Source organism: Streptomyces sp. NPDC002742, from assembly GCF_042888885.1.
Lineage (GTDB): Bacteria > Actinomycetota > Actinomycetes > Streptomycetales > Streptomycetaceae > Streptomyces.
Window position 1 is genome coordinate 212,077 of the sequence record NZ_JBIAQF010000012.1, and the last position, 23,493, is coordinate 235,569.

The 23,493-nt window shown below is 67.4% G+C and carries 21 protein-coding genes and 3 pseudogenes; 10 read left to right on the top strand and 14 right to left on the bottom strand.

Annotated features, from left to right (window positions below):
• Nucleotides 1-161: 161 nt before the first annotated feature.
• Genes ACFYW8_RS23175 through ACFYW8_RS23190 form a run of 4 tightly spaced genes read left to right on the top strand, consistent with a single transcriptional unit; the run spans nt 162 to nt 3,283 of the window.
• Entirely contained in the window at nt 162-1,124 is a 963-nt protein-coding gene (locus ACFYW8_RS23175; protein WP_389079082.1) for a metal ABC transporter substrate-binding protein, read from the top strand.
• Nucleotides 1,125-1,129: 5 nt separating this feature from the next.
• Nucleotides 1,130-1,909: a metal ABC transporter ATP-binding protein gene (locus ACFYW8_RS23180; RefSeq protein WP_389079088.1), complete on the top strand. Its 780-nt coding sequence runs from the start codon at nt 1,130-1,132 to the stop codon at nt 1,907-1,909.
• Nucleotides 1,909-2,808, top strand: coding sequence for a metal ABC transporter permease (locus ACFYW8_RS23185; protein ID WP_365871174.1), 900 nt, complete (start codon nt 1,909-1,911; stop codon nt 2,806-2,808). Before ACFYW8_RS23180 ends, ACFYW8_RS23185 begins: the two co-directional genes overlap by 1 nt.
• 58 nt (nt 2,809-2,866) lie before the next feature.
• Nucleotides 2,867-3,283: a Fur family transcriptional regulator gene (locus ACFYW8_RS23190; protein ID WP_389079098.1), complete on the top strand. Its 417-nt coding sequence runs from the start codon at nt 2,867-2,869 to the stop codon at nt 3,281-3,283.
• Nucleotides 3,284-3,311: 28 nt separating this feature from the next.
• On the opposite strand, the gene ACFYW8_RS23195 is transcribed toward ACFYW8_RS23190, so the two are convergent.
• The 4 genes from ACFYW8_RS23195 to ACFYW8_RS23210 all read right to left on the bottom strand — a co-directional run bounded on the left by ACFYW8_RS23195 (nt 3,312) and on the right by ACFYW8_RS23210 (nt 5,965).
• Nucleotides 3,312-3,878 carry a hypothetical protein gene (locus ACFYW8_RS23195; RefSeq protein WP_389079103.1) on the bottom strand — a complete coding sequence of 189 codons (567 nt, stop codon included), beginning with the start codon at nt 3,876-3,878 and terminating at the stop codon, nt 3,312-3,314.
• Between the two features lie 74 nt (nt 3,879-3,952).
• Nucleotides 3,953-4,798, bottom strand: coding sequence for an isoprenyl transferase (locus ACFYW8_RS23200; protein WP_389079108.1), 846 nt, complete (start codon nt 4,796-4,798; stop codon nt 3,953-3,955).
• A gap of 132 nt (nt 4,799-4,930) precedes the next feature.
• Nucleotides 4,931-5,677: a DNA repair protein RecO gene (gene recO / locus ACFYW8_RS23205; protein WP_328555658.1), complete on the bottom strand. Its 747-nt coding sequence runs from the start codon at nt 5,675-5,677 to the stop codon at nt 4,931-4,933.
• A 69-nt stretch (nt 5,678-5,746) separates the two neighbouring features.
• Nucleotides 5,747-5,965, bottom strand: coding sequence for a hypothetical protein (locus tag ACFYW8_RS23210; protein WP_389079427.1), 219 nt, complete (start codon nt 5,963-5,965; stop codon nt 5,747-5,749).
• Between the two features lie 115 nt (nt 5,966-6,080).
• Here ACFYW8_RS23210 and ACFYW8_RS23215 point away from each other — a divergent pair.
• Both ACFYW8_RS23215 and ACFYW8_RS23220 read left to right on the top strand, forming a co-directional pair.
• Nucleotides 6,081-6,548: pseudogene (locus ACFYW8_RS23215) on the top strand (Scr1 family TA system antitoxin-like transcriptional regulator); the annotation flags it as partial.
• A gap of 135 nt (nt 6,549-6,683) precedes the next feature.
• Nucleotides 6,684-7,001 (top strand): annotated as a pseudogene (locus ACFYW8_RS23220) (transposase domain-containing protein); the annotation flags it as partial.
• A gap of 2 nt (nt 7,002-7,003) precedes the next feature.
• Here the strand turns inward: ACFYW8_RS23220 and ACFYW8_RS23225 are convergent.
• Both ACFYW8_RS23225 and ACFYW8_RS23230 read right to left on the bottom strand, forming a co-directional pair.
• A pseudogene (locus tag ACFYW8_RS23225) lies at nt 7,004-7,186 on the bottom strand (IS5/IS1182 family transposase); the annotation flags it as partial.
• A gap of 363 nt (nt 7,187-7,549) precedes the next feature.
• Entirely contained in the window at nt 7,550-7,888 is a 339-nt protein-coding gene (locus ACFYW8_RS23230; protein ID WP_389079118.1) for a hypothetical protein, read from the bottom strand.
• 291 nt (nt 7,889-8,179) lie between these two features.
• Here ACFYW8_RS23230 and ACFYW8_RS23235 point away from each other — a divergent pair, with 291 nt between their 5' ends.
• Together ACFYW8_RS23235 and ACFYW8_RS23240 are read left to right on the top strand one after the other, a co-directional pair.
• Nucleotides 8,180-9,190, top strand: a complete 1,011-nt coding sequence (locus tag ACFYW8_RS23235) for a hypothetical protein (RefSeq protein ID WP_389079121.1) — start codon at nt 8,180-8,182, stop codon at nt 9,188-9,190.
• 51 nt (nt 9,191-9,241) lie between these two features.
• Nucleotides 9,242-11,062 (top strand): zeta toxin family protein, encoded by a 1,821-nt coding sequence (locus ACFYW8_RS23240; protein ID WP_389079125.1) that lies wholly within the window; start codon nt 9,242-9,244, stop codon nt 11,060-11,062.
• On the opposite strand, the gene ACFYW8_RS23245 is transcribed toward ACFYW8_RS23240, so the two are convergent.
• Nucleotides 11,034-11,345 (bottom strand): hypothetical protein, encoded by a 312-nt coding sequence (locus tag ACFYW8_RS23245; RefSeq protein WP_389079129.1) that lies wholly within the window; start codon nt 11,343-11,345, stop codon nt 11,034-11,036. The two genes, ACFYW8_RS23240 and ACFYW8_RS23245, sit on opposite strands and share 29 nt — an antisense overlap.
• A 483-nt stretch (nt 11,346-11,828) precedes the next feature.
• Between ACFYW8_RS23245 and ACFYW8_RS23250 the strand changes: the two genes are divergently transcribed.
• Complete coding sequence (locus tag ACFYW8_RS23250; protein WP_389079134.1) at nt 11,829-14,432, top strand: ATP/GTP-binding protein; 2,604 nt, start codon at nt 11,829-11,831, stop codon at nt 14,430-14,432.
• A 45-nt stretch (nt 14,433-14,477) separates the two neighbouring features.
• On the opposite strand, the gene ACFYW8_RS23255 is transcribed toward ACFYW8_RS23250, so the two are convergent.
• From ACFYW8_RS23255 to ACFYW8_RS23285, 7 genes are all read right to left on the bottom strand, one after another.
• Entirely contained in the window at nt 14,478-15,185 is a 708-nt protein-coding gene (locus ACFYW8_RS23255) for a hypothetical protein (RefSeq protein WP_389079139.1), read from the bottom strand.
• Between the two features lie 721 nt (nt 15,186-15,906).
• A complete protein-coding gene (locus ACFYW8_RS23260; RefSeq protein WP_365871194.1) occupies nt 15,907-16,872 on the bottom strand; it encodes a DUF6879 family protein in 966 nt (321 codons plus the stop codon).
• 40 nt (nt 16,873-16,912) lie between these two features.
• Nucleotides 16,913-17,893, bottom strand: coding sequence for an SCO2521 family protein (locus ACFYW8_RS23265; RefSeq protein WP_389079146.1), 981 nt, complete (start codon nt 17,891-17,893; stop codon nt 16,913-16,915).
• Nucleotide 17,894: 1 nt separating this feature from the next.
• A complete protein-coding gene (locus ACFYW8_RS23270; protein WP_365871197.1) occupies nt 17,895-18,854 on the bottom strand; it encodes an SCO2522 family protein in 960 nt (319 codons plus the stop codon).
• On the bottom strand, nt 18,851-19,759 hold the full coding sequence (locus tag ACFYW8_RS23275) for an SCO2523 family variant P-loop protein (RefSeq protein ID WP_389079152.1): 909 nt from the start codon (nt 19,757-19,759) through the stop codon (nt 18,851-18,853). The genes ACFYW8_RS23270 and ACFYW8_RS23275 overlap by 4 nt, the downstream gene beginning before the upstream one ends.
• A 3-nt stretch (nt 19,760-19,762) precedes the next feature.
• The gene (locus ACFYW8_RS23280) at nt 19,763-21,607 is read right to left on the bottom strand and encodes an SCO2524 family protein (protein WP_389079157.1); all 1,845 of its coding nucleotides are present in this window, start codon (nt 21,605-21,607) and stop codon (nt 19,763-19,765) included.
• A gap of 68 nt (nt 21,608-21,675) precedes the next feature.
• On the bottom strand, nt 21,676-22,521 hold the full coding sequence (locus tag ACFYW8_RS23285; RefSeq protein ID WP_365871203.1) for an SCO2525 family SAM-dependent methyltransferase: 846 nt from the start codon (nt 22,519-22,521) through the stop codon (nt 21,676-21,678).
• A 257-nt stretch (nt 22,522-22,778) separates the two neighbouring features.
• Between ACFYW8_RS23285 and ACFYW8_RS23290 the strand changes: the two genes are divergently transcribed.
• Nucleotides 22,779-23,297, top strand: a complete 519-nt coding sequence (locus tag ACFYW8_RS23290; RefSeq protein ID WP_365871205.1) for an N-acetyltransferase — start codon at nt 22,779-22,781, stop codon at nt 23,295-23,297.
• Nucleotides 23,298-23,493: the final 196 nt, after the last annotated feature.

A 23,493-nucleotide genomic window follows, 5' to 3' on the forward strand; every position in this document is an offset into this window, starting at 1 on the left:
CTTCAGGTTACCGGCGTGGGCCACCCCCGCATCAAATCGGTTCCCGCGGTGGGCCGCTTCCTGCCGATTGGATGCACTTGATACCCGTTGCCGAGGGGGGCCCGGCCGCCAGGAAGAGGGCTTGTTGACAATCGTTTCCAGATTTGTTGAAAATGAGTGTCATGAACGTAGGACGACGCCTCATATCGGGGTTCGCGGTCGCGGCGGCCGCCGCCCTCGGCCTCGGCGCTCTCACCGCCTGCTCGGGCTCCGCCTCGGCCGACGCCAAGGGCAACGGAAGACTCGACGTGGTCGCGTCGTTCTACCCCCTCCAGTACCTCGCCGAGCAGATCGGCGGGGCCCATGTGAACATCACGAACCTGACCCGCCCCGGCCAGGAACCGCACGACCTGGAGATCAGCGCCCGCGAGACCGCGCGGCTCCAGGACGCCGACGTCGTGCTCTACCTCAAGAACCTCCAGCCGGCCGTCGACGACGCGGTGGCCCAGTCCGGGGTCAGGACGAAGGTCGACGCCGCCTCGCTCACGAAGCTGGAGAAGCACGGCAACGAGGTCGGCGGGCACGCCGCCGCCCACGACCACGGCGAGGGCGAGGAAGCCGGCGCCGCCGACCCGCACGTCTGGCTCGACCCGGTGCGGTTCGGCCAGGTCGCCGAGGGCGTCTCGGCCGCGCTGCGGAAGGCCGACCCGAAGCACGCCGCGGACTACGAGCGGAACATGGCGGCGCTGCGGAAGAAGTTCGCCGCGCTGGACACCGACTTCCGGAACGGTCTCGCGCACACGAAGACCAAGACCTTCATCACCACCCACGCCGCGTTCGGCTACCTCGCCGAGCGCTACGGGCTCACCGAGGAGGCCGTCACCGGCCTCGACCCGGAGTCGGAGCCCAGCGCGAACCGGGTGAAGGGCCTGGAGAACCTGGCGAAGGCCGACGGGGTCACGACGGTGTTCTACGAGACCCTCGTCAGCGACAGGACGGCCGGCACGATCGCGCGGGACGTGGGGCTCCGGACGGATGTCCTCGACCCCCTGGAAGGCATCACCGGGAAGTCCAGGGGCAGCGACTACACGCAGGTCATGCGGTCGAACCTGAAGGCCCTGCAGACGGCGCTGGGCGCCGAGTGATCACCATGGAGGACGTCGTGAGCGAGTCCGTCGTGTCCCTGCGCGGTGTGCGGGCGGAGCTGGGCTCGCGCCCGGTCCTGCGCGGCATAGATCTCACGGTGCGCCGCGGGGAGGTCGTCGCGCTGCTCGGCGCCAACGGCTCCGGCAAGTCGACCGCCGTGCGCAGTGTCATCGGCCAGGTCGCCGTCAGCGACGGCGAGATCGAGATCTTCGGCGTGCCGCGCCGCCGTTTCCGCGACTGGCACCGGGTGGGCTACGTCCCGCAGCGGACCACGGCGGCGGGCGGTGTGCCGGCGACGGTGACCGAGATCGTCGCCTCGGGCCGGCTGTCCCGGGCCCGCTTCGGCATCCTGCGCAAGGCCGATCACGCGGCCGTACGGCGGGCCCTGGAGCTCGTCGGGATGGCGGACCGCGCCAAGGACTCCGTGAACGCCCTGTCGGGCGGACAGCACCAGCGGGTCCTCATCGCCCGCGCGCTGGCCTCCGAACCCGAACTGCTGATCATGGACGAGCCGATGGCGGGCGTGGACCTCGCCAGCCAGGAGGTGCTGGCCGCGACCCTGCGCGACCAGGTCGCCCAGGGCACGTCCGTGCTGCTCGTACTGCACGAACTGGGCCCCCTGGAGCCGCTGATCGACCGCGCGGTCGTCCTGCGGGACGGCTGTGTGCTGCACGACGGCCCGCCGCCGCGCGCGGTCGGCCAGCACGCCCTGCCCGGCCACGACCACGTACACCCGCACGCGGCCCATGACGCCGAACCCCTCCGGACGGGACTGCTCAGCTGATGGACATCCTCGACTACGCCTTCATGCAGCGGGCGCTGCTCGCCGCCGTCCTGGTGGGCGTCATCGCGCCCGCCGTCGGCATCTACCTCGTCCAGCGCCGTCAGGCCCTGATGGGCGACGGGATCGGCCATGTGGCGATGACGGGCGTGGGCCTCGGCTTCCTGCTCTCCACGTCACCGGTGTGGATGGCGACGGCCGTGTCCGTACTGGGCGCCGTGCTCATGGAGCTGATCCGCTGGTACGGCAGGACGCGCGGCGACATCGCGCTGGCCATGCTCTTCTACGGGGGCATGGCGGGCGGCGTGATGTTCACCAGTCTCGCGGGCGGCTCGAACGCCAACCTGACCTCGTACCTCTTCGGCTCGCTGTCGACGGTGAGCGAGTCCGACGTGACCGCGATCTGCGTGCTGGGCGCCTTCGTCCTGCTCGTCACCGTGGGACTGCGCCGACAGTTGTTCGCGGTCAGCCAGGACGAGGAGTTCGCGCGGGTGACCGGTCTGCCGGTGCGGGCCCTGAACCTGCTGACGGCGGTCACGGCGGCGGTCACGGTGACCGTCGCGATGCGGGTGGTCGGTCTGCTGCTGGTCAGCGCGCTGATGGTGGTGCCGGTGGCGGCCGCCCAGCAGCTCACCCGGAGCTTCGCGGCGACCTTCGCCATCGCGGTGGCGATCGGTGTGAGCGTGACGATCGGCGGCACCGTGACGTCGTTCTACCAGGATGTGCCGCCCGGCTCGACGATCGTGCTGCTGACGATCGGCGCGTTCGTCGCGCTGACGGCGCTGGCCTCGCCGCTGGCCCGGCGCCGGGCCCGTGCGGTGACAATGGCGCAGACGGCCCAGGACCCCGCGGAGTGCGCGATTCCGTCCACGCGTGGCCCGGAGAGCACGGTCGGCGTCTGACCGGGCACAGCCCGGACTGGCACAATGGCCGGGCAAGGGCAGACGTGAGGAGGCAACGGTGACAACCGCTGGATCACCCGTCCGGGGCCGTTCCACCCGGCAGCGTGCCGCCGTGGCGGCCGCGCTCGACGAGGTGGCCGAGTTCCGCAGCGCGCAGGAGCTCCACGACATGCTCAGGCACAAGGGCGACTCGGTCGGGCTCACCACGGTCTACCGCACGCTCCAGTCCCTCGCCGACGCCGGCGAGGTCGACGTCCTGCGCACGTCGGAGGGCGAGTCCGTCTACCGGCGCTGCTCCAGCGGCGAGCACCATCACCACCTCGTCTGCCGTGTCTGCGGCAAGGCCGTGGAGGTGGAGGGCCCGGCCGTGGAGAAGTGGGCGGAGTCCATCGCCGCGGAGCACGGCTATGTGAACGTGGCGCACACGGTGGAGATCTTCGGTACGTGCGCGGAGTGCGCGGCGGCGAAGGGCTGACCCGAGGGCCGGCCCCGCCCCGGGGTACTCAGACGCGGGTCGTGTTGCGGTCGAGGATCGCCCGCAGCCGGTCCACGTCCTCGGGGGCGCGCACGGCGCGCTTGGGCAGCACGGTGAATCCGACGGCGTTCTTGTCGGGGCTGATCATGACGAAGACGTCCTTCGCCTCCCGGTAGCGGGGCTGTACGGTCCAGTTGAGCGCCGTCGTGGAGTTGTCCGTGGTCACCGTCACCCCGGTGTTCGTGACGGTCACCCGGAACGTGCCCTGGCGCTCCGCGAGCCGCAGGAACTGGCGGGCCGTGAGCCAGGGCGTCAGCAGGATGAGCGGCACGCAGACGGCCAGCCAGACGGCCACGAACAGGGAACCTCCGTGACCGGTCAGCGCCTCCGCGCCCTGAAGAACGGCCACGACGGCCATGGCACCCAGCGCCCAGTACTGTCTTCGGCCCGCCTTGCTGACACCTCGGCGCGCCTTCAGCGCCGACGTGAGGTCCCCGATGGTCGGCCGGTACTCCAGCTCGACGACATCCGCCTCGTGCCCCTGCGGCTGCTCCGGCGACTCCTGCTGCTGCGCAGCACCCTGGTCCTCGACCACGGCCCCTCCCCAGTTCGGTGGTGATGAGCCGTGATCGTAACGCCGGGTCCTGACAACGCTCCGGGCGGCGGGTGCTACGACCCGTCGCCGCGCATGTCCTGTTCCATCGCGAGGAGTTGATCGTTGGGAACGGCTCCGCCGAAGCGGCGGTCGCGCTGGGCGTACTCGACGCAGGCCCGCCACAGGTCACGCCGGTCGAAGTCGGGCCACAGCACGTCCTGGAAGACCATCTCGGCGTAGGCACTCTGCCAGATCAGGTAGTTGGAGGTGCGCTGCTCGCCGCTCGGGCGCAGGAACAGGTCCACGTCCGGCATGTCCGGGTAGTACATGTACTTCTGGAGGGTCTTCTCGTTGACCTTGGACGGGTCGAGGCGGCCGGCCTTCACGTCCTCGGCCAACGCCTGCGCCGCGTCGGCGATCTCGGCACGGCCGCCGTAGTTCATGCAGAAATACAGCGTGAGCGCGTCGTTGTCCTTGGTCTGCTCCTGGGCGATCTGGAGCTCCTTGGCGACCGACTTCCACAGCTTGGGCATCCGGCCCACCCAGCGCACCCGGATGCCGAGCCCGTCGAGGGTGTCGCGGGTCTTGCGGATGAAGTCGCGGTTGAAGTTCATCAGGAAGCGCACCTCGTCGGGCGAGCGCTTCCAGTTCTCCGTGGAGAAGGCGTACAGGGAGATGCTGCCGACGCCGACCTCGACCGCGCCCTGGAGCACGTCGAGCACGCGCTCGGCACCGACCTTGTGGCCCTCGGTGCGGGGCAGCCCGCGGTCCTTGGCCCAGCGGCCGTTCCCGTCCATGACGATCGCCACATGGTTCGGGACGAGCTCGCCGGGGAGTTTGGGCGCGCGGGCACCGGAGGGGTGCGGTTCCGGCGCCTTGTACTCGCGGCGTCGGCTGCCCAGGATCCCGCGTACGACCATGTGCTTCTCGTCTCCCTCTTGCTTGCTCGCGTGCGCCGGGCGCTCGTCTCGCTCTGCTTGCTGTTCTGTGCTGTTCTCGCGCGCTTGTGCCGCGCTTGTCCGCTGTCGCCGCCCCGGCCTGCCGGACGGCGTCTACTTCTCCACGTACCGCAGGGAACGCAGTCCGCGCTCCAGATGCCAGTGCAGATAGGCCGACACCAGCCCGCTGCCCTCCCGGACGTGCCGCGGCTCGCTCGCGTCCGCGGTCTCCCAGTCTCCCGTGAGCAGCGCACCGAGGAGTTCGAGGGCCTGAGGCGAGGGTACGACGCTGCCGGGCACCCGGCAGTCGACGCAGACGGTTCCTCCCGCGGCGACCGAGAAGAAACGGTTCGGTCCCGGCATGCCGCATTTGGCGCAGTCACTGAAGCTGGGCGCGTAGCCGTTGACGGCGAGGGAGCGCAGCAGGAAGGCGTCGAGGACGAGGTGCGGCTCGTGCTCGCCCCGGGCGAGGGTGCGCAGCCCTCCGACGAGCAGCAGGTACTGCTGCACGGCGGGCTCGCCCTCGTGGTCGGTGAACCGCTCGGCCGTCTCCAGCATGGCGGTGCCCGCGGTGTAACGCGGGTAGTCGGTGACGATCCCGCCACCGTACGGAGCGATCGTCTCGCTCTGTGTGCACAGGGGCAGGCCGCGGCCGATCAGTTCGCTGCCCCGCGCAAAGAACTGCACGTCCACGTGGGAGAAGGGTTCGAGGCGGGCCCCGAACTTGGACTTGGTCCGCCGGACGCCCCGCGCCACCGCCCGTACGCGGCCGTGCCCGCGTGTGAGCAGCGTGATGATCCGGTCCGCCTCACCCAGCTTCTGGGTGCGCAGCACGATGCCGTCGTCGCGGAACAGACTCATGCGGCCCATTCTCGCCTACGGCGCCCGCACCCCGGCCCCGACGGGTCGCTTTGCGTCCGGAGGCCGTCTTCAAGGCACCTCACCGCGGCTGCGCGCGTTGACGTACGCGGTCGCCGCGCTGAGCCGCTCCGCCGCGGTGGCCCGCCGGACGGCCTCCGGCGGGCAGTCCCATTCCCGGCCGCCACCGAGCGGCCTCAGCTGCACGTAGGGGCCCTCGCTCCCCATGACCATGCCCAGCTTCCCCGTGTACGTGTCGACGGCGTAGGAACCGACCGGAACTTCTTTCACTCTGCTCACCCGTCCCTTTTCATTTCACGCTTCGCATCTTCATGGTGACGCTCCGCATCTAGAATCGGCAGGATTGGGTTCACTACAAATGCGGCGCAGCGTAAGGGGGTTGGCCGTGGCCAACGGTTCTCGGCAGGCTGCCTGGGAGTTTTTCGGTTCAGAACTGAAACGACGCAGGGAGGACACGGGTTTCACCCAGGTGGAGTTGGGTGCGCGAGTCTTTGTCTCCGGGGGCTATATCGGCCAGTTCGAACAGGCCATCCGCAAACCGCAGTTGGACGTGGCCCAGCGGATCGACACGCTGCTGCGGAGCGACGGTTTCTTCGAGCGGATGTGGCACAAGCTGATCGACGACAAACGGTACGCGGGGTATTTCGCGGCGGTCGTCGAACTGGAGCGGACGGCGACGAAGATCGCGGAGTTCGCGCCCGCGCTGGTACCGGGTCTGTTGCAGACGGCCGCTTATGCGCGGGCCGTGACGCTGGCCGCCAATCCGTTCGCGGCGGACGAGTACGTGGAGGAAAAGGTGGCCGCCCGGCTGGAGCGGGCCCATGTTCTCGGTGACGCTACAAGGCCCATGTATTGCAAGACCACGGAGTTAAGGGCGATCCGGCGCTGCCAACCGGATCAGGGTTTTCAGGGCAAGCGCAGGTCGCGGCTATGGGGCACCTGGTAGAGCGAGGAAGCCGACCAAGGTCTTCCTCCTTGAAGGAGTCCGTTGCCCGTTCGGTGTTCCACCGTCACGCTCACGTCGTCCGTCACTGTCGCCGGTGGTGTCTTCGCTCCGGGGCATCTCGGTGAGCTGACCCGGCACTTGCCTTTCGAACTCGTCGATGACGTGCTGGAACGTACGGGCGGCGCACAGCGGAGGCTGCGGCTGCTGCCGTCGAGGGTGGGGGTGCACTTCGTGCTGTCACTGGTGCTCTTCCCGCAGCTGGGGTACATGCGCGCGTGGGACAAGCTCACCGGCAGCCATGGTCGATGTTCCTCCCATAAGCCCCATCCGACCCTCTGTCAACAAACTCCGCGTCTCGGGGGCACCTCAAAGCCGGCCGCGATCTGGGCCGGCGTGTCGTGCTTGCGCAGGTACACCGGAACGACGAGCGCACGTTGGTGCGGCGGGAACTTGCAACGGCGGTCACCCTCGCGGGTGACGATGAGCATGATGACCCACTCGACCAACGCGTGGGGCAGATCGAGTGCGGCAGGATAAGGAACCAACGAGGCACCTAAGCTGATGAGTTGAGACTTCGAACACCTCCCTCAACGGCACGGGTGCCTCGTGCGTTGCGGCCCACCTCGCCGTCACCCCATCGGTGGCCACTCCGAAAACGCTCAGTGATTTCGTCGTGCGCAGCGCGGTCGACTGGATGCCGTGCGTCGAATCTGAATCGCGCTACGAGGGAGATCGGGGCGTGAGCGGTGATAACCAGCGAGACATAAGAGGTCTGACACGACGACGTGTCAGACCTCTTATGTCTCGCTGTCCCTTGTCTCGTCGGCGCCGAGATATGTCTATGCCGATCAGAGGATGTGGTGTGTTCATGATCGCGAACGTGCGCGTGGAGCGTTCGGTTCCGTTGCCTACCCGATAGCGGTCTGCTGGTTGAACGTGTCATTCGACTCGAGGGCATGGTCCGGAGCGGCGTAAGGGAGCGAGTTGCGCTCCGGTCCTCCGTTCGCATGCGAGAGGGCGTACAGGGATTCGACTGCGGTACGCGCCCGTTCGACGTGGACCTGGGAGGCCTCTTGGAACTGTGGCGTGTTCACCTGGTTGGTCAGGTAGGCGCTCACTGCATCGCGGATCACGGCGTTGGGCGTGGAGCTGACGACCGAAGCGAAGCTCTGGATCAGTTCGAACATGTCCGTATCGAACCGGACGGAGACCACAACTTGCTTGGTGCCATTGAGGTTTCGCGTCACAAGTCCTCCTTGTGGTAAGTCGGCGGAGTCACCACGCCGACCTCGCCGCAGCACTCTGCCGTTGCCATCAGACTCGGGGGTCGAGCCTAACGCGCATACACTACCTTGCGCATCTCGTAGTCTGCAGAGACTTGACACTTTATCAATGAGTTACAGAACTACGGATCTTGAGAACTACAGAACTACAGAAATGTTCTACCCGTGTAACTGCGTAGTCCTCCAACACTGTAGGGTCTCTTCAACCCTGTGAGACGCGCAGTAGGTCCCACCCGATGCTCGGAGGTGTTGCCGGTGGAGACAGCGCCGGTGGAGGCAGCTCCAGCTCCTGACCAAGTGAAGGCAGCCGGCCACATCGCCGATGCCATGCGGACCTTCCTGCTCCGGGCTCGCCGGGACCGTCAACACCCGCCGCTTGCGGATGATTTGGCCTGCCTTCAAGCCTTCGAGGGCGACGACGACCTCAACCCCACTGGAGTCTTCCCGCAGGCGGGCGGTGCCGCTCAGGCCACGTTCTGGAAGAAATATCCCGAGGTCGTCCAGCGCCGGTGCTTCCAGGACGCCGCGCAGGTGGCCAGACATTGGGACCCCAAGGCACTCGTCATCGGCCCTGGCGATGGCTACTACCGGCGCCAACGCACCCAGTTGCTGCAGCAGGCCAGTTCCAACGGCCAGAACATCATCTGCCTTGATCCTGCAGGCGACGAGGACAACATCAGGGAGTTCATCTCAGGTTGCAGCAACTCGCTGGCGTCTTCAGTCACTATCGCCACAGGGTCCCGCAGCATCTCCGCCGCCGTGGCCACCTGCGACAACCTGGTCATGGCGAACCACGAGACGGCATGCGGGCATCACACCGGCGACGGGCAGAGCTGGTACATCCTCGATGAGGCCAGCAACGATCTACCATCCCGCGAGGACCTGGTCGTACTGCCCAGCGGCGTCCGGGAGGAGGACGTAAGCGCCATCAAGGAGATCTTCGGGCCGGGCGTGATCCGGTGGGCCGACTCCACGGCCACGGCGGTCGTCGACTGGGTTCTGATCGGCGCGATGCCTCACGTCATGCATGTCCCCTCACACGTGTGGAGCGCCGCTGCTGCCTTCGTGGCTTCCACGGCCGGACTGTTCATCCACGCAGCCGGCGCCAACCACCGCAGTCTGCCCAGGGACGCACTGCGCACGTTATTCGGTGAAGCGATGTTCACCGGCAACACCAGCATCCCGAATCTGCTGATCTCGAAGACCGAGGTCGGCTTGTCGTCGTTTGTCTCCAAGATGGCGCAGATCCCCGGTGGTCTTGAGTAGCCCCGGACGGTCCAAGGAGGAGTGGTGAGGGAACGAGAAGTCCCGCCGGTCGTGCTGTCCGAGCAGGAGCATGCACGTATCCTCGCGGATCTCATCCTGCCGGTCTGGGTGCACGGTGCTGCCTCCCAGCAGGCGCCTGTCGTGTTCTTCGTTGCCGGTGCGCCGGGTAGCGGCAAGTCCTTCCTCGCGGATGTGCTGCAGGAGTCACTGAACCGACGAGGTGGCACGGTCCGTGTTGCTGGTGATCTCTACAAGACGGTCCATCCGTCGTATGCCGAACTGCTCGCCGAGGACGAGCGGACGGCGGGTCTGAAGGTGCGCCCGGACGTGCGCTTGTGGCAGTCCGAGGTCGAGGAACACGTTCGGCTCTGTGCAGCGGATGCGGTGATCGAGACGGCGCTGGGCGACGTGGACGAGTTCCGCACGGCGGCACGAGCCTTCCGTATGGCCGGCTACCGCATCGAGATCGCGGTCCTGTCCACGTCTGAGGCGCTGAGCCAGCTGGGTGTGCTGGACCGCTACGTGCGGCAGGTCTATGACCGGTCTACGGGGCGGTACGTGTCCTGGGAAAACCACGACACGTGCGTGCGCGGCCTGCTTGCCACGCTCAAGGTGGTCGAGGACGAGTGCCTGGCTGATCGCATCACCGTGTTCCGGCGTGACCTGGAGGTCCTCTACCGCAACGAACTGGCATCGGGAAGATGGAGGCGGCCGGCTGCCGCGGTACGGGCCATCCGGTCGGAGTGGGCGCGGCCATGGAGTGCTCAGCGCTCCTGGCGATTCCGGCAGGAGCTGTCCGAGATCCAGCGAAAGCTGTCTGACCTGCGGGTCTCGTCCGGGCAGCGTCTGATGGTGAGCGGTGGCCTCGAGCGGGCGTTTGCCCTGTCTGAGGCGGTGCGCCGTATCGCGCAGCCGCTGATCGATCCGCCCGGGGTCGACTATCACCGTCTGTCGGCTGCCGAGCACCGGTGGATCTTCCGCACGGTAATCGTTCCTGAGCTCGGTGCGATCACCAGGCACGACAAGCCGGTCGTGGTGTACGTAGTGGGGCAGCCCGGTGCGGGCAAGTCCGAACTGGCCCGTACGATCCGGCGGTCCATGCGCCACCGGCGGCCCACGGCGATCGTGGGTGACAACTTCAAGGCCGCTCACCCCGACTATCTGCGGCTGCTGGAGGAGAACCCGCGGACAGCCAGTGCCAAGATCCGCGCCGACTACAGTGCCTGGCAGACCGAAAGCGAAGCTTACGTACGCGAACGGGGCGGCGACGTGGTGATCGAGATCGCGCCCGGTAACGCCCAGCAATTCCTGGCCAGTGCCACCCGCTTCCACCGGGCCGGATACCGGGTGGAAGTCGTCGCCTTGGGCGTCCGGGCCGCAGACAGCAAACAGGCCACCATGACGCGCTACGAAGAAGCCGCACGCAAAGGTCTTCCGGCCCGGTTCACCAGCGCTTCGGGGCACGATGTGTGTTTCAGGGCGGTCGCGGACACAGTCTTGGCAGCTGAGCAATCGCCGTGGGTGGACTCACTGGTGATCATGCGACGCGACGCAGCCGCGCTCTACCGCAACAGCCGGGCCGCCGACGGGCAGTGGGTGCACCTACCCGTTGCCGCGCTGGCACTGACCGGTGAGCAGCAGCGACCGTACACCGAAGCCGAGGCAGCCCGGTTCCGCGCGGTCCAGCGGAAGCTGACCACGGCGCTGCCGCGGTACCGGGCCGAGATCGCACAGATCACCCAACTGGCCTGGCCCTTGATGCCCGAGCATCTGCACCAGCCCCGGCTGGCCGGACCGGGCGTGCCAGGGCTGCTGCCCGCCCGTTACCTGGCAGAGCCAGACACTACGGCCGGGACCGGCGCAGCTGAGTGAAGCGTTCCTCGTACTCGGCGGCGATCCGGGCCAGCTCCTCGGGTTCCGCGTCGTCGAGGGCGCGCAGTTCATCCTGACAGGCCAGGCGTTCAGCGGCGAGCTGCCGTAACCGCTGCTGATCAGGGACGGCAGAGCGCATCTCGGTACTGATCTGCTCGCTGTACCAGCTCATGACGCGGCGTACATGCTCCGCAACCACCGCGTACCCGACCTCGCCGCCGTCCTCCTCGGGGCCGGCCGAGGACGGCACGGACCGGGGTTGTGGGTCTTGCGGGTCGGACACGGCGGCCACCTTGAGATTTGAAAACGATCAGGCGTCATTGTCCAGTCTCTTCACTGGCACATCAAGGAAGGTCGGTCACGGCCGGCTATGGAAGCAGGACCGTTTCCTCATCATGGGCCTGCCAACAAACGTGTCAAGGCAGGACATGAGCTCCGAGCGTGCTGTTCGACTCGAATGGCTAAGCGCTGTGCACGTCACCGGCCGACGGTACGAGGTCATCACGCGGTCGGCATTTCGGTGAGAGGCCAACAGGCGCCCGCACCCCTGCCGACTGCCGACTGCCGAAAGCTGGGGCTCGTGCTATACCCGGGCTCGGGATCGGACTTCATCACTGAGGCATGCCGTAAGCCCGGTCCATCGGGGCGTACTGCCCAAGCAGCTGGCTACGGGCGTAAGTTGGTCCCGTAGGTGATCATTTTTCCGGGGGTGCTTGTGACTGGTGGCCGGGATCTGAGGGCGCTGTTCAGTACCAACGACCGCAGCGTGCAGGCAGCAGAGGCGTTCACGAACCGATCCTCACAATGGGAGACAGTAGCGGCCGCGCTCACCGAGCACCTCCAGCACGTTAGTTCTCTCGACCCGGAGGACCTTGAGGCGCCCCGCAACAACGTTTTGGTCTTCCACGGGGTGGGCGGGATCGGCAAGACGACGCTGTCCAGGACCTTGGAGGCGGCACTCGCCGACGCGGGACGCAGGCCCTCCCAGTGGGGTGCGCCTGGCTGGCCTGCCGACCGGATCCTGCCCGTGCGGATCGACCTCGCCCGATCTGCCGGCACCGATTTCGAGCAGATCGTGCTGACGATCCGGTCCGCCCTCACTCGGATCGGGCGCCCGCTGCCCGCCTTCGATCTGGCGCTGCGCCGCTACTGGGACGTCAACCACCCCGGCGAACCACTGGAGGAGTACCTGCGCCGGGCAGGGCTCGGCTCCCGGTTCGGGCAGGCTCTGCCGCAGCAGGTGCAGTCCGCGCTCGCCGACGTCGCCCAGGCGCTCATGCTGCCCGGCACCATCGGATCGGTCGTCGGCCAGGTCACCGGCGCCCTCGTCAGCGCGCTGCGTGAACGCCGTCAGACCGTGCGAGCACTGGCAGGGTGTGCCCGGCTGGCGGATCTGCTGGAGGCCGAACCCGACCTGGATGCCCTCGCCTTCTACCCCCATCTGCTGGCCTGGGAGCTCACCCGCCTGCCCGAAGGCAAGCGGGTCGTACCGGTCATCCTGCTCGACACGTTCGAGGACATCGGCGACCGGACCCACCGTGACCTGGAACGGCTGATCCAGCGGACCGTGTGGCTGATGCCGAACGCTTTCTGGATCATTACCAGTCGCTCCCGCCTTCAGTGGGCTGACCCTGCCCTGCAGGGTCAGCTCGACTACACCGGACCCTCCGCATGGCCTGGACTTTCCTCCACCCCGGTGCCCGCTGCTCGTGCTCCCGGCGTCCGAGCCGCACGGCAGGTGCTAGTCGGCGACTTCTCCCCCGAGGACTGCGACGACTATCTCGCCCGCCGCCTCACTCGCGACGGTCAACCCCTGATCAGCGAAAGCGTCCGGCAGGTCATCACCGCCCGCTCGTACGGCCTGCCCCTGCACCTCGACCTGTCCGTCGCCCGGTTCCTGGAATTACGCCGCACCGGCCACCTCCCGCAGCCGGCCGACTTCGACCACGACTTTCCCGCCCTGGTCGCCCGCACTCTGTCCGACCTCACCCCCGACGAACGCCGCGTCCTGCGCTCGGTCACCCTGCTTGACGCCTTCGACATCGCCCTCGCCACCCGTGCCGCCGGTCTCACCCACGAAAGCCCCGCCCAGCGTCTGACCGAGCGGCCCTTCGTCCGCGAGACCCCCTTCGGACTGTGGCCCTTCCACCTCCACTCCCTCATCCAGTCCGCCGTCCGCACCGCCGACGACACCACCGACGACCGCTGGACCGAGACTGACTGGCACCAGGCCGCCCAGCGCGCCTTCACCGCCCTGGGCGAACAGCACCAGGCAGCCGACGATCCCGGCCGACTCCTGCTGATCGCCTGCCTGCGCCAAGGCCTGCGCCTGGCCCGCGACCACCACCTCGACCTCGACTGGCTCACCCCCGCAGCCTGGACCTACGTCAGCGACTCCGTCTGGGAACCCCTCGCCCCACCCGCCCGCCAGGAACAGGCCGGCACCCTGCACACCCCTGCCGAGGCACTCGCCGAACTCCTCCACACCCTCGCCCGCCGCCAGCACGAACACCGCGCCCGCACCGTCGAACGCCTCACCACAGTCATCGACGCCGGCCTGCTGCCCGGCGAACTGCAAGAGATGGCCGTCTACTACCAGGCCAAGGCCGAACGCGACCTCGGCCGCTCGAACACTTCCCGCCACGGCATGCAGTACGTCGCCGACCGCGGCGGCAGACTGGCCCCAGCTGCCCGCCGCGGCCTCGCCCACCTCGCCCGCCTCGGCGGCGACTTCCCCACCGCACTGGCCACCGCCCGCGCTCTCGGCTGGGCCGGACGCGGCCACCGTGTCGAGGGAGACATCTGGTGGCCGCACGGCGACATGCACCGCGCAGCCACCGCTTATGCCGCCGCCCGCGCCCAAGCCGAAGAACATGCTGTTGCCGGGGAACTCGCCACCTCCCAGGCGCAGCGCGCGTTCGTCCTCTCTTTCACCGACCCCCGCACGGCCGCCGACGAGATCGACCTCGCCCGTCAGCTCCTGACCGGCCTGGTCCTGCGCGTCACCACGGCCACCGTCGCCACTGCCGAACTCATCCGCGACGCCAGCACCACCCACGACATCGAAGACCGGGCAGAACAGCTGCGCACCGAGATCCGCCTCGCTGGCGTCACCGTCGCTGAACCCATCCTCGAACTTGCCCTGAGCTTCCATCACGCCATCCAAGGAGACGACGAGAAGGCCACAGCCTCCATCACACGCCTGCGGGAACTCACCCACAGCGGCGACTACGCCTACTACGCAGACATCGCCCACTTCATGGCCGGCCTGCCCGTTGAAACACCCTCGCAAGCCCAGTGGCTCGACGGCGCACAGCCGACCCGGCAGCGCTGGCGCAACCTCGTCATCGCCCGACGCGAACTGCTGTAGCCGTCAGCCGTTAAGTTCGATATTGGGCCGTTTGGGAATGCGGGGCTACGGCCGGATCCGGGGCAACGTACTGGCGACATCCTTGATGGACTGGGTTCGCGTGGACGCGAACCACGCCTGGGTCCGTGGACAGATGTATCCCAAGACGGTCTTCATGTCCTTGAGATCAAGGTGGAGATTCCGCACGAAGACCGGCTCCAGATGGGCAACCCGGTTCCGCAGCCAGTGCAGACGGACGACTGGACCCTCCACGTCCGAGAGCCGCTGCTGCCTGAGCTCCGGAAAGGCATAGCGGATAGCGTCGTGCCACAGGTCGTGGGTGTAACGCGACGCCAGCATGAACCGCCAGAAGCCCAGCGTCAGCTGAGCAACGATGTCACCGTCCGTCAGCGAGGGAGACGTTGCGGCTCCCGGCTGTCGAGGCTTCTGCGCCAAGGCATCCCTCGCCCTTGACCTGGCCTTCGCAAGATCTTCTTTGCTTCGCGATGTGAGTTCGTCAGGAGGATGAGTCAGCCAGGTTCCCGGCCTGCCCTGTGCTTGATGCCATTGCGTCATCTGCTCATGGATGGCGTTACGCAAGACCACCTCGAAGATGTGCAGAGCTTCGTACAGCGCTGCAGAAGCCTCCACGTTCCATCGGTAGAGCTTGACAGCTTCACGGGGCGAACCCGCTGCAGCCAGGTAGGGAGCCATACGCGACGGAGAAAAACGCGCAATGAGCAGCTGTTCTGAAGAGATCTTCTGTTGTCCCATGGTGCCTGGCATCGTATAGTTCCTTCAGAAGACCCGCTTGGCCTCTGCTGAGCACGCTGACGGGTTTATGGCAGACCGAAGGTCCGCTGGCGCTTAGGCCAGGGGGCCTTTGGTGTTTCTAGGCCCCTGACCAGCCGAAACGTCGTTGGCAAGCGATACGCCGTCCTCCAGCAAGACCTACGCCTCGCAGCCAGGCCCCAGCCACCTTGTAGCGCTCTTGGGGGGTGGAGCCCTTCCCGAATCCCCTCGCCGAGCTGGCTGATCATCGCGCTGACACGGCCTCCAGCCCCGTGGCTGAGGTTCCCCCGAGATGCGGGGAAAGGTGACAGCAGGTCGGATGGGTCTCATGAGAGGAGCCCAAGATGCCTGCCCCGAGGAAGTACCCCAAGACCACGGAGTTAAGGGCGATCCTGCGCTGCCAACCGGATCAGGGTTTTCAGGGCAAGCGCAGGTCGCGGCTATGGGGCACCTGGTAGAGCGAGGAAGCCGACCAAGGTCTTCCTCCTTGAAGGAGTCCCGTTGCCCGTTCGGTGTTCCACCGTCACGCTCACGTCGTCCGTCACTGTCGCCGGTGGTGTCTTCGCTCCGGGGCATCTCGGTGAGCTGACCCGGCGCGTCGACGCCTCGGGTCGCACCGTCACAGAGCCCGGACCCGTGCACGGCCACCCGGCACGCACCGACGGGTCCGGGCCGACCGGTCGGGGCCGACCGGTTCACCCGCCTACCGGCTGGCCTCCCAGAGTTCCTCGAACCACTTGGCGCACGGATCGACGTGGTCCTCCCTCGCGTCCAGCGTCGTCTTGACGTTGACCTGCCTCAGGTCCTGCTCCACCTCGTAGCAGAGCGCTCCGTCGAATATGACGAAGTCGCTGGTCGGACCGAGACGGGCGTGCTCGGGCACCTGGGACAGCACCACCACCCGTGCCTCGATGCCCAAGGCGTTCTGGTTCTCGCACAGTCCTGTCAGCTCGTCCTCGACATGCTCGGGCTCATTGACGATGAACAGCCGTCTGACCCTCACCTGCCGCAGCTTGATGGCGTCGCGCTGCGCCAGCAGATAGCGACGCCCCGGCTCACTGGTCCAGAAGTCCCGGTCGACGATGGTGCTGGTGGCGTCGATGGTGCTCTTCGTGCAGTTGGTGAGGCCCAGGAGCCAGTCGTGGTTCTCTCCCCGGCATTCGGCGCTCCGCTTGGTGAGCCCCTCCATGAGCAACGCGAGCCTGTTGATCTCGTCCCGGGCGAAGCTGTTCACTATCTCGGTGCCCAGCAGGCCCACCCGCGTCGCGCTGTGGGCCAGTTCGGCCACTCCGTCCGCGCGGAGCACCGAACGCCCCATCTGGCTGAACAGCCTGGTCGCTTCGTTGATGCGGGCGAAACTGGTGTTGACGACGTCCTCCATCTCACGGTTGTGGGAGACGAGGTTCTGTTTCATCTCGGTGTTGTGGTCGGCCAGACTCTCCTTCATCTCCTGAATGCGGTCGCGCTGACCGGTCTCCATCCCCTTCAGCCGGTTCTCGAAGTCGTTCATGTACTGAATGATCAGTGCCGCGCCACCGAGGATCAGGGAAACGGTCAGTTTCCAGATCTCGTTCTGGTTCTGGTCCAGGACGTTGGTGAGCACGTACACGGGAACGGCCACAACCAACGTGATCAGTGTCTTCTTCAGGACTCCTGGCGTTGCGTCCATCTGCCTCTCCCCCGTCGGAATCGTGCACGGATCTGTCGCGTCAGGGCGCCGTCGACGCCTCTGCCGGTGCTGCGATGGCCTGCAGGGTCAGCTGGTCCCGGATGCGCTGGACGAGCGTCCGCCACTGCCGGGTGAATCCGGGCTCGGTCTCCAGCACCTCCCACAAGGGGCTCAACGTCCGGTCCACCCGTGCCCTCGGCATCCACAGGTGCAGCAGATGGTCGACCAGGGGGCGCACCACCTTCATGACCGCCCTGTCCTCCGCCGCCCCCGTCCGGATGCCGTCGAATTTCTGTACGACCGTCGTCAGCAGCCAGTCGTGCAGGGCGAGGTCCTCGCACAGCCCGGCGACGGCCGTCGGCTCCGTACTCCGCGGCAACCGCAGTTCGATGGTCCGCAACCCGTCGTCGTCGAGGGTGAAACGCTCGATCGAGGCACCGGCACCGTCCTGGACCGGCAGAGCGGCCCAGCGCAGTCTGGTGCGCCGGGACTTGAACGGAACCTCGTGATCGAGCAACGGATGCCGTGACAGTTGCCCGAACAGCCCCTCCGCAATGGATCCGACCCCCAACTCGCCCGATGGGAAAGCTGATTGATCGCGTGCCAGAAAGCCGGCGGCGACAGCCCGCTCCGGAAGCCGGCCCAGCGGCACCAGAACTCCCGGACGGACGAGGTAGTACCCCCATGGCTGTCGTTGGTCGAGACCTTCGGCCGGGGCGGAGAAGTACGCGGTGGCCTGGAGAACCCGGCCCTCGGTGAGTACCGCGCGGGCGGCCACCGTGCCGATGGCGCGCACCTTGGCGTCGTTGGCCGTCGGCAGCCGGCAGTCCACGCCGGTGAGGACGTCCGGGGAGCGGGCATGGAGATTGGGGCGTTCGGAGACGCGGACCTGTTCGTCCGTCCGCAGCGCGAGCAGCCGGGCGGCACCGCGGCCGTCCAGGCAGTGCCGGGTCGGCAGCAGACCTGTGCGTACCTCTCCGCAGGTCAGCACGTACCCGGGCGTCTCCCCCGCGGCAGCCACGTCAGAGTCCTGGGGGAAAGACGTAGGAGACACGGTCGGCGATCTGGACGGGTACGTCGACGCCCTCGCGGGCGGATCGCCCGACGATCTGCCCCAGTGCCGCGGAGTCCACGTGGATCTGGTCGAGGATCACCCGGACGGCGTGCTCGACGGGCAGGAACCGGGTCGGCAGCACCGTGCAGGTGAAGTACGCGGTGAACGGCGCCGCCGAGGGGGTGAGCCGGAGCAGCGGTGGCAGGTCGTCCCAGTCGTCCGGAAAGCCCTCGCCGTTCCATGGAGCGGGCTTCGGGACAGCCCTGCCGTTGTCCCGCAGCAGTCCGAGGCGGGACAGTTGCCAGACCGCGGCGAGGAACGGGCAGGACCAGGTGCGGTGGTCGTCCCGGTCGTCCCACAGTTCCACGTCCATGTGGATGGAATGGCGGACGGCCCCCGTCTCGGCGGGCGGCTTCCAGTTGGTGGCGGTCATCGCGGCCGACGTGCGCAGAGGGGGCGTGCGCCGGCCGTTGGTGAGCCAGCCGGTCCGGCTGACGGGCGGGCGGAAACCGTTGCTGCCGGGCGGTGGCGATTCGACAAGGCGTCGCATCACGGATTCGGCGAGGTGGACGTCCTCGGTGACGGCGCACCCCGACTCGCGGGCCAGGTAGTCGATGGTCAGGTCCGCTTCGCCGGCTGCCGAGAGCAGCATCGGGACGAGTTCGGCCGGCGTGGAGAAGCGGGTGAAGTAGTCGTCGATGAGGAAACAGGTGCTGAGGCGGAGTGTCCGGCCCCCGGTCAGTACGGCGACTCCGGCGCGGGCGGCGTCGATCCAGGGCCGTACGGCCTCGAAGTGCCGCCGGAGCCGGTCGGGGCCTTCGCGCAGGTCCTCCATGTGCAGATGCCCCAGCTCCAGGGAGAGATGGGAGAACGGCACGGACTCGGTGCGCGGCTGCGCGCTCGTCTCCCGGAAGACGGCCTCCGTCACGGCTGCCCCCAGTACGCGTCGTCGGTCAGCCGCTCGGAGAGTTCCACGAGCGCCTGCCAGGTCGCCTTGTTGGCGATCCGGCTGCCGTTCACGTCCTCGTCGGTGATGAGCTGCTCACAGATCAGCAGGACGGGTTCCAGAGGTACGGATCCGAGCACGCGGGTCTTTCCGATGCCGCGGTTGGCCGCCATGACGTCGAGCTTCTCGTCGTACGCGCGCATCCAGCGGGCCGTCGTGGAGGGCACCTGGGACAGCAGGGGCGACCCGACAGCGGGCACCGCGGCCCGTACGAAGCGGATGGCGCCCGAGAGTGCCTCCTGCTCGTGTCCCATGTCCGCGCCGGCTTTCACTATGCCGGAGACGAGGTCGGCGGCGGCGGTCACGTGCTGCGGGGTCCAGCGGTGGTAGACCAGCCAGCGGGCCTGGACACCCCGCAGTTCCGGCCGCGAGGTCGCCCGGAGCACCATGTCCATCGCATAGCTGCGTCCGGCGCTGAGGTCCACCACGATCACGTCGAACTCGGCGTTCAGCCGCAGGAAGAGGTCGACACACCGGTGCAGGCTCTCGTCGTCGGTGACGAATTCGCCGCCGTCACGGTCCGCGGGCAGCAGCACCAGGCGGCCGGATCCACTGGGCCGGTCGCGCAGTGTCCTGCGCTCGGTACTGGCCCAGACGTCGATGCGTGCCGGCTCGTCGGTGGTTCCCCACAGATAGGAGTGCAGGCCCTGGTGTCCGAACCCGTCCAGCGCCCTTGGGATTCCGAAGACCGCGGCGGCGGTCGGAGAGCCGAAGTCGAAGTCCAGATAACAGACTTCGTCCCCTGCGAGTGCCCGGCGGTAGGCGAGATTGGCGCTGGTGACCGAGCGCCCCGTGCCACCTTTGTCGGAAGCGGCGAAGACCAGCACGGTTCACACCTCCTGGAAGGCGGCGTTCCTGGCCCGGGCCAGCGCGTCGAGTTCGACGAGTACGCCGAGGGTCAGCGCGTAGGCCGTGCCCGGCTGTTCGTCGAGCAGCTGTCTGGCCCGGCGGAGGTTCGCCTCGATACCCCGCAGACCGGCGCCCTCCTCGCTGTTGGCCGGGGGCGCGGGCTCCATCTGTTCCTTGCCGAGGAGATGCGTGGACTCGCTGAGCAGGGCCCGCGCGAGAGTGGCCAGTTCGCCGCTTCGGATCGGCGGTTGTGTGTAGAGCTGGCGCGCGGCGACCATGCACTCGGTGACGCGCTCGGTGATGCTCCAGGACAACGGCGCCTCGGTCGCCTGCGAAGCGGGGTAGACGGCATGGACGTTGTCCCACAGCCCGGCGCTTTCGCCGTTCCCGATGCGGCGCGCCCACAGATGGTCCAGGGTCTGTTCGGCGAGGCGCAGCAGCCGGTCGTGCGAGACGATGTTGCGGGAGAGCACGCACAGCTGGATGGTTCGCTTGAGCAGCTGCGCGGAGAAGTCGGTCATCGTCCACTGCATGGGCGGGCCCTTGGCGTCACTGCCCTGCAGCGGCAGGGTGACGCCGGGGCTGTGCAGCAGGACGGCCCGGTCGTCCCGGGTGACGCGACTGGTGATCCGGCCGCGTTCGGCGAGGCGTTCCATGACGCCGACGGTGCGCGTGAGGTCGTCGTCCGTGGCACGGCGGCGCACCAGATCGTGGACGAGCAGCGCGGCGACGGAGAGCGAGAAGTACTCCGACTCCAGTCGCCGCTGGCCGGTCGTGCGCCAGGGGATGTCCTCCAGCGGCCAGGTGTCGTCGCCGAAGCGGGCGATCCCCGACCAGAACTGCTGGGTGATCTCCCAGCGCAGTCGCAGCGCCTCGGCGAGCTTCTGCTGCTCGGAGTTGAGCAGCCCGAGGGTGAGGGTGCGGTCCGAGAAGAGGTCCTGGATGCCGTCGAGTGCGACGACGGTGAAGTAGAGATACGGAGTGGCGTGGGCGATGCCTTCGGGCTGCGCACCGATCGATTCCGTGGTCTGCACCTCGGGGGCGTCCTGCACGAGACTCCAGGCCCAGCCGCACTCGAAGAGCTGGCTGTCGTCGCTGAGGCGCTCCTCGACCTCGACGCCGAGAACGAAGCTTTCACTGATCGTGGCGCGCAACGCCCTGAAGCGTTCCTTGAACTGCTGAAGGACGACCCTGTCGGACAGCCTTCCCTGGCCGAGGAGCCGGCACAGGGTCCGGCCCTGTGCGGAATCGGTGTCGAAGACATTGACCGCGAAGGAACGCAGCAGGCTCACCATGGCGGCGGTGAGCCGGGTACTGGTGGCGGTCCTGAGTTCCTGGATCCGCCTCTTCACATCGGTCCGCTGTGTCTTGGTCTCGTACACCTTCAGGAAGCCGAGCGTGGCGAGACAGAGGGTCACGGACATGGAGAAGGAGTCGACCACTCCCAGTTCGAGCTGTTCCTTGGTGAGTTCGTCCTTCGATTGCTCGGGGACGAAGTAGTAGCCGCCACCGAAGGTCGGCGTTTCGGTGTCGTCGGTGTACTGGTCCATGAACTCGGCGAGAGCCGTCACCAGATTTCCGGGGAGCTCCATCGGCCCCCCGGCTCTCCTGAGAGCCTTCTGGACGTCGTCCTGGATGGTGTTCGGGTCGTCCAGCCGGAAGGCCGGGATTTCGGTGGCCGGGTACATGAGACAAAGGAGCCGCTCGGCGTCCGCGACGCTGCTGCGACGTCCCCATTCACCCCAGTCCCATGCGCCACTCGAAAAGGAGTGGCGGGCGATCGCCTGCCAGATGTCCAAAAGCTGCTGACGCGGCTTGATCTGCATACCCATGCCCCTCACACAGGCCTGGAAGGTGCACGGAGAAATCAGTCAGGAACCGAACGGACTCGCCGTCAGGAACCGGACGGGTTCACCCCTTGCACGCTCCACCATTTCGAACGCACCGGCTTGTCGAAATAGGAATTCCGGCGCCCACAGGTCAAAATCATCGCCGTGTATCCGTCACGCAGCAGTCCACCCGGCTTTCCTACGGGAAAAATTTCGACATCGTCCGAATACCGACCGACCACATCGGCGATCTGTGATTTGCTCACATAGCAGGCCGGAAACCATTCGGCGCCGACCTTGTATCCTTCCGAATGCTCCATGAACGCGGCGGCGAAAGGCGCTCCGGGCTCCAGGGAACTCAGGAAGCAGCCGGTTCCGCGCTCGAACTCCTCGTAGGAGGTGGACATCGACTCGGCGACGAAGAACATGGTCCCGATGGACCAGCGCCCCTGGCTCCGGTGAAGGTCGAACAGATTCCCGCGCTTGACCCGGACGGCCTCCCCGAACCGCACCTTGCGGTCCGCCTCGAGTCCGCTGTAGACCTCGTGCTTGTCCCCCTTGGTGAGCACCTCCCAGAACTGGTCCCAGGACTGGTCGAAGCCACGGCGCTGACTCTTCAGATAGCGCACGTTGGCGGCCGAGCGCTCCAGCAGCGTGATCCTGTCGCACCAGGGCAGCATGGTGAGAGCGGGATAGAGATTCGCTCCCGCACCCACGTCGATTCCGGAAAGCATCCTTCCGGAATTCTCACGGAAGTGATCACTGAAGCGGTCCCGGACGATGGAGATGATCTCCGCATCATCAGGATGCAGGATCCGGTAGTTGTGATCGATGTACACCTCGGGGTCGAACGCGTCCCAGGGTGCTTCATCGTTCAGCTTTTGCCCGCCGTCCGGCGATCTCGAGGCCATCGACCCAATGTAGCAACGCGACTCGTGGCCCGTACCCCTTTCCGACACGGATCCTTTGCGAACCCTTGACGCAGGGCGCGAGGTGGCGCCCCGGATGAATCAGTTTTTGGCCCTAATTCCACCTTGAACGGACAGTTGCAGCCAGGAATGATGGCTTGACCTGTGCTGATCGCACCCGGGCACAGGGTGTGCGCCGACCGGCTCGTATTCACCCGTGCGAGACGGCACCTCTTTGACTCCTCTCACAAGGGGCCGAAATGCTTCCGTTGCCCGGAGATCACTTCCCGTCCGTCACCGGCTCGACGCTGCGCCGATGGCCGGGCGACCGTCCCCTGAGCATCAGACCGGGCACCGATTCGGACCTGCCGGAGGTCGTCCGCCTCGACGAGGAGGCCTTCCCGGAGGGCCCGTACAACTACGACATACTCCGGCAGTGGCTCGATGTGTGCGGCGACCGTCTGCTCGTCGCCGATGACGGCACGGCCCTGCACGGCTACGTCGCCGTCGCCGCGACGCCGGATCCCACACGTACCTGGATCGTCAGCCTCGCCGTCGCTCCCGGCCGTCGCGGACACGGACTGGGCAGGCAGTTGATGCTGGAGACGCTGGGCCACCTGCGCTCCGACGGCGTACGTGAGGTGCGGTTGACGGTGGCACCCTCCAACACGACCGCCATCCTGCTCTACCGGTCATTGGGTTTCGTCCCTGTCGGGGGTATCCGCAAGGACTATCTCGGGCCGGGGAGGGACCGGCTGCTCCTCGCGCTCTCCTTCTGAGACCAGAGCCGTCCCAGTTGTCGCCGGGAGCGTCGGTCCCGGGTCGTGCGCCGGCCTGCGAGTCGGGTTCGCGCCCGGCCACCACGGGGCGCGTGAATCGGGGCCGGAGTCAGGTGCGGACCCGTTCAGCCCGGACCCGCTCGGCCCGGACCCGCTCGGCCCGGACCCGTTCAGCCCGGACCCGCTCGGCCCGGAC

What these genes read in the sequence shown, in the direction of transcription:
- ACFYW8_RS23175 (WP_389079082.1), top strand. Translation starts at nt 162, where the DNA reads ATGAACGTAGGACGACGCCTCATATCGGGGTTCGCGGTCGCGGCGGCC.
- ACFYW8_RS23180 (WP_389079088.1), top strand. Translation starts at nt 1,130, where the DNA reads ATGGAGGACGTCGTGAGCGAGTCCGTCGTGTCCCTGCGCGGTGTGCGG.
- ACFYW8_RS23185 (WP_365871174.1), top strand. Translation starts at nt 1,909, where the DNA reads ATGGACATCCTCGACTACGCCTTCATGCAGCGGGCGCTGCTCGCCGCC.
- ACFYW8_RS23200 (WP_389079108.1), bottom strand. Translation starts at nt 4,798, where the DNA reads ATGGTCGTACGCGGGATCCTGGGCAGCCGACGCCGCGAGTACAAGGCG.
- recO (WP_328555658.1), bottom strand. Translation starts at nt 5,677, where the DNA reads ATGAGTCTGTTCCGCGACGACGGCATCGTGCTGCGCACCCAGAAGCTG.
- ACFYW8_RS23255 (WP_389079139.1), bottom strand. Translation starts at nt 15,185, where the DNA reads ATGGGACAACAGAAGATCTCTTCAGAACAGCTGCTCATTGCGCGTTTT.
- ACFYW8_RS23260 (WP_365871194.1), bottom strand. Translation starts at nt 16,872, where the DNA reads ATGGACGCAACGCCAGGAGTCCTGAAGAAGACACTGATCACGTTGGTT.
- ACFYW8_RS23280 (WP_389079157.1), bottom strand. Translation starts at nt 21,607, where the DNA reads ATGCAGATCAAGCCGCGTCAGCAGCTTTTGGACATCTGGCAGGCGATC.
- ACFYW8_RS23285 (WP_365871203.1), bottom strand. Translation starts at nt 22,521, where the DNA reads ATGGCCTCGAGATCGCCGGACGGCGGGCAAAAGCTGAACGATGAAGCA.
- ACFYW8_RS23290 (WP_365871205.1), top strand. Translation starts at nt 22,779, where the DNA reads ATGCTTCCGTTGCCCGGAGATCACTTCCCGTCCGTCACCGGCTCGACG.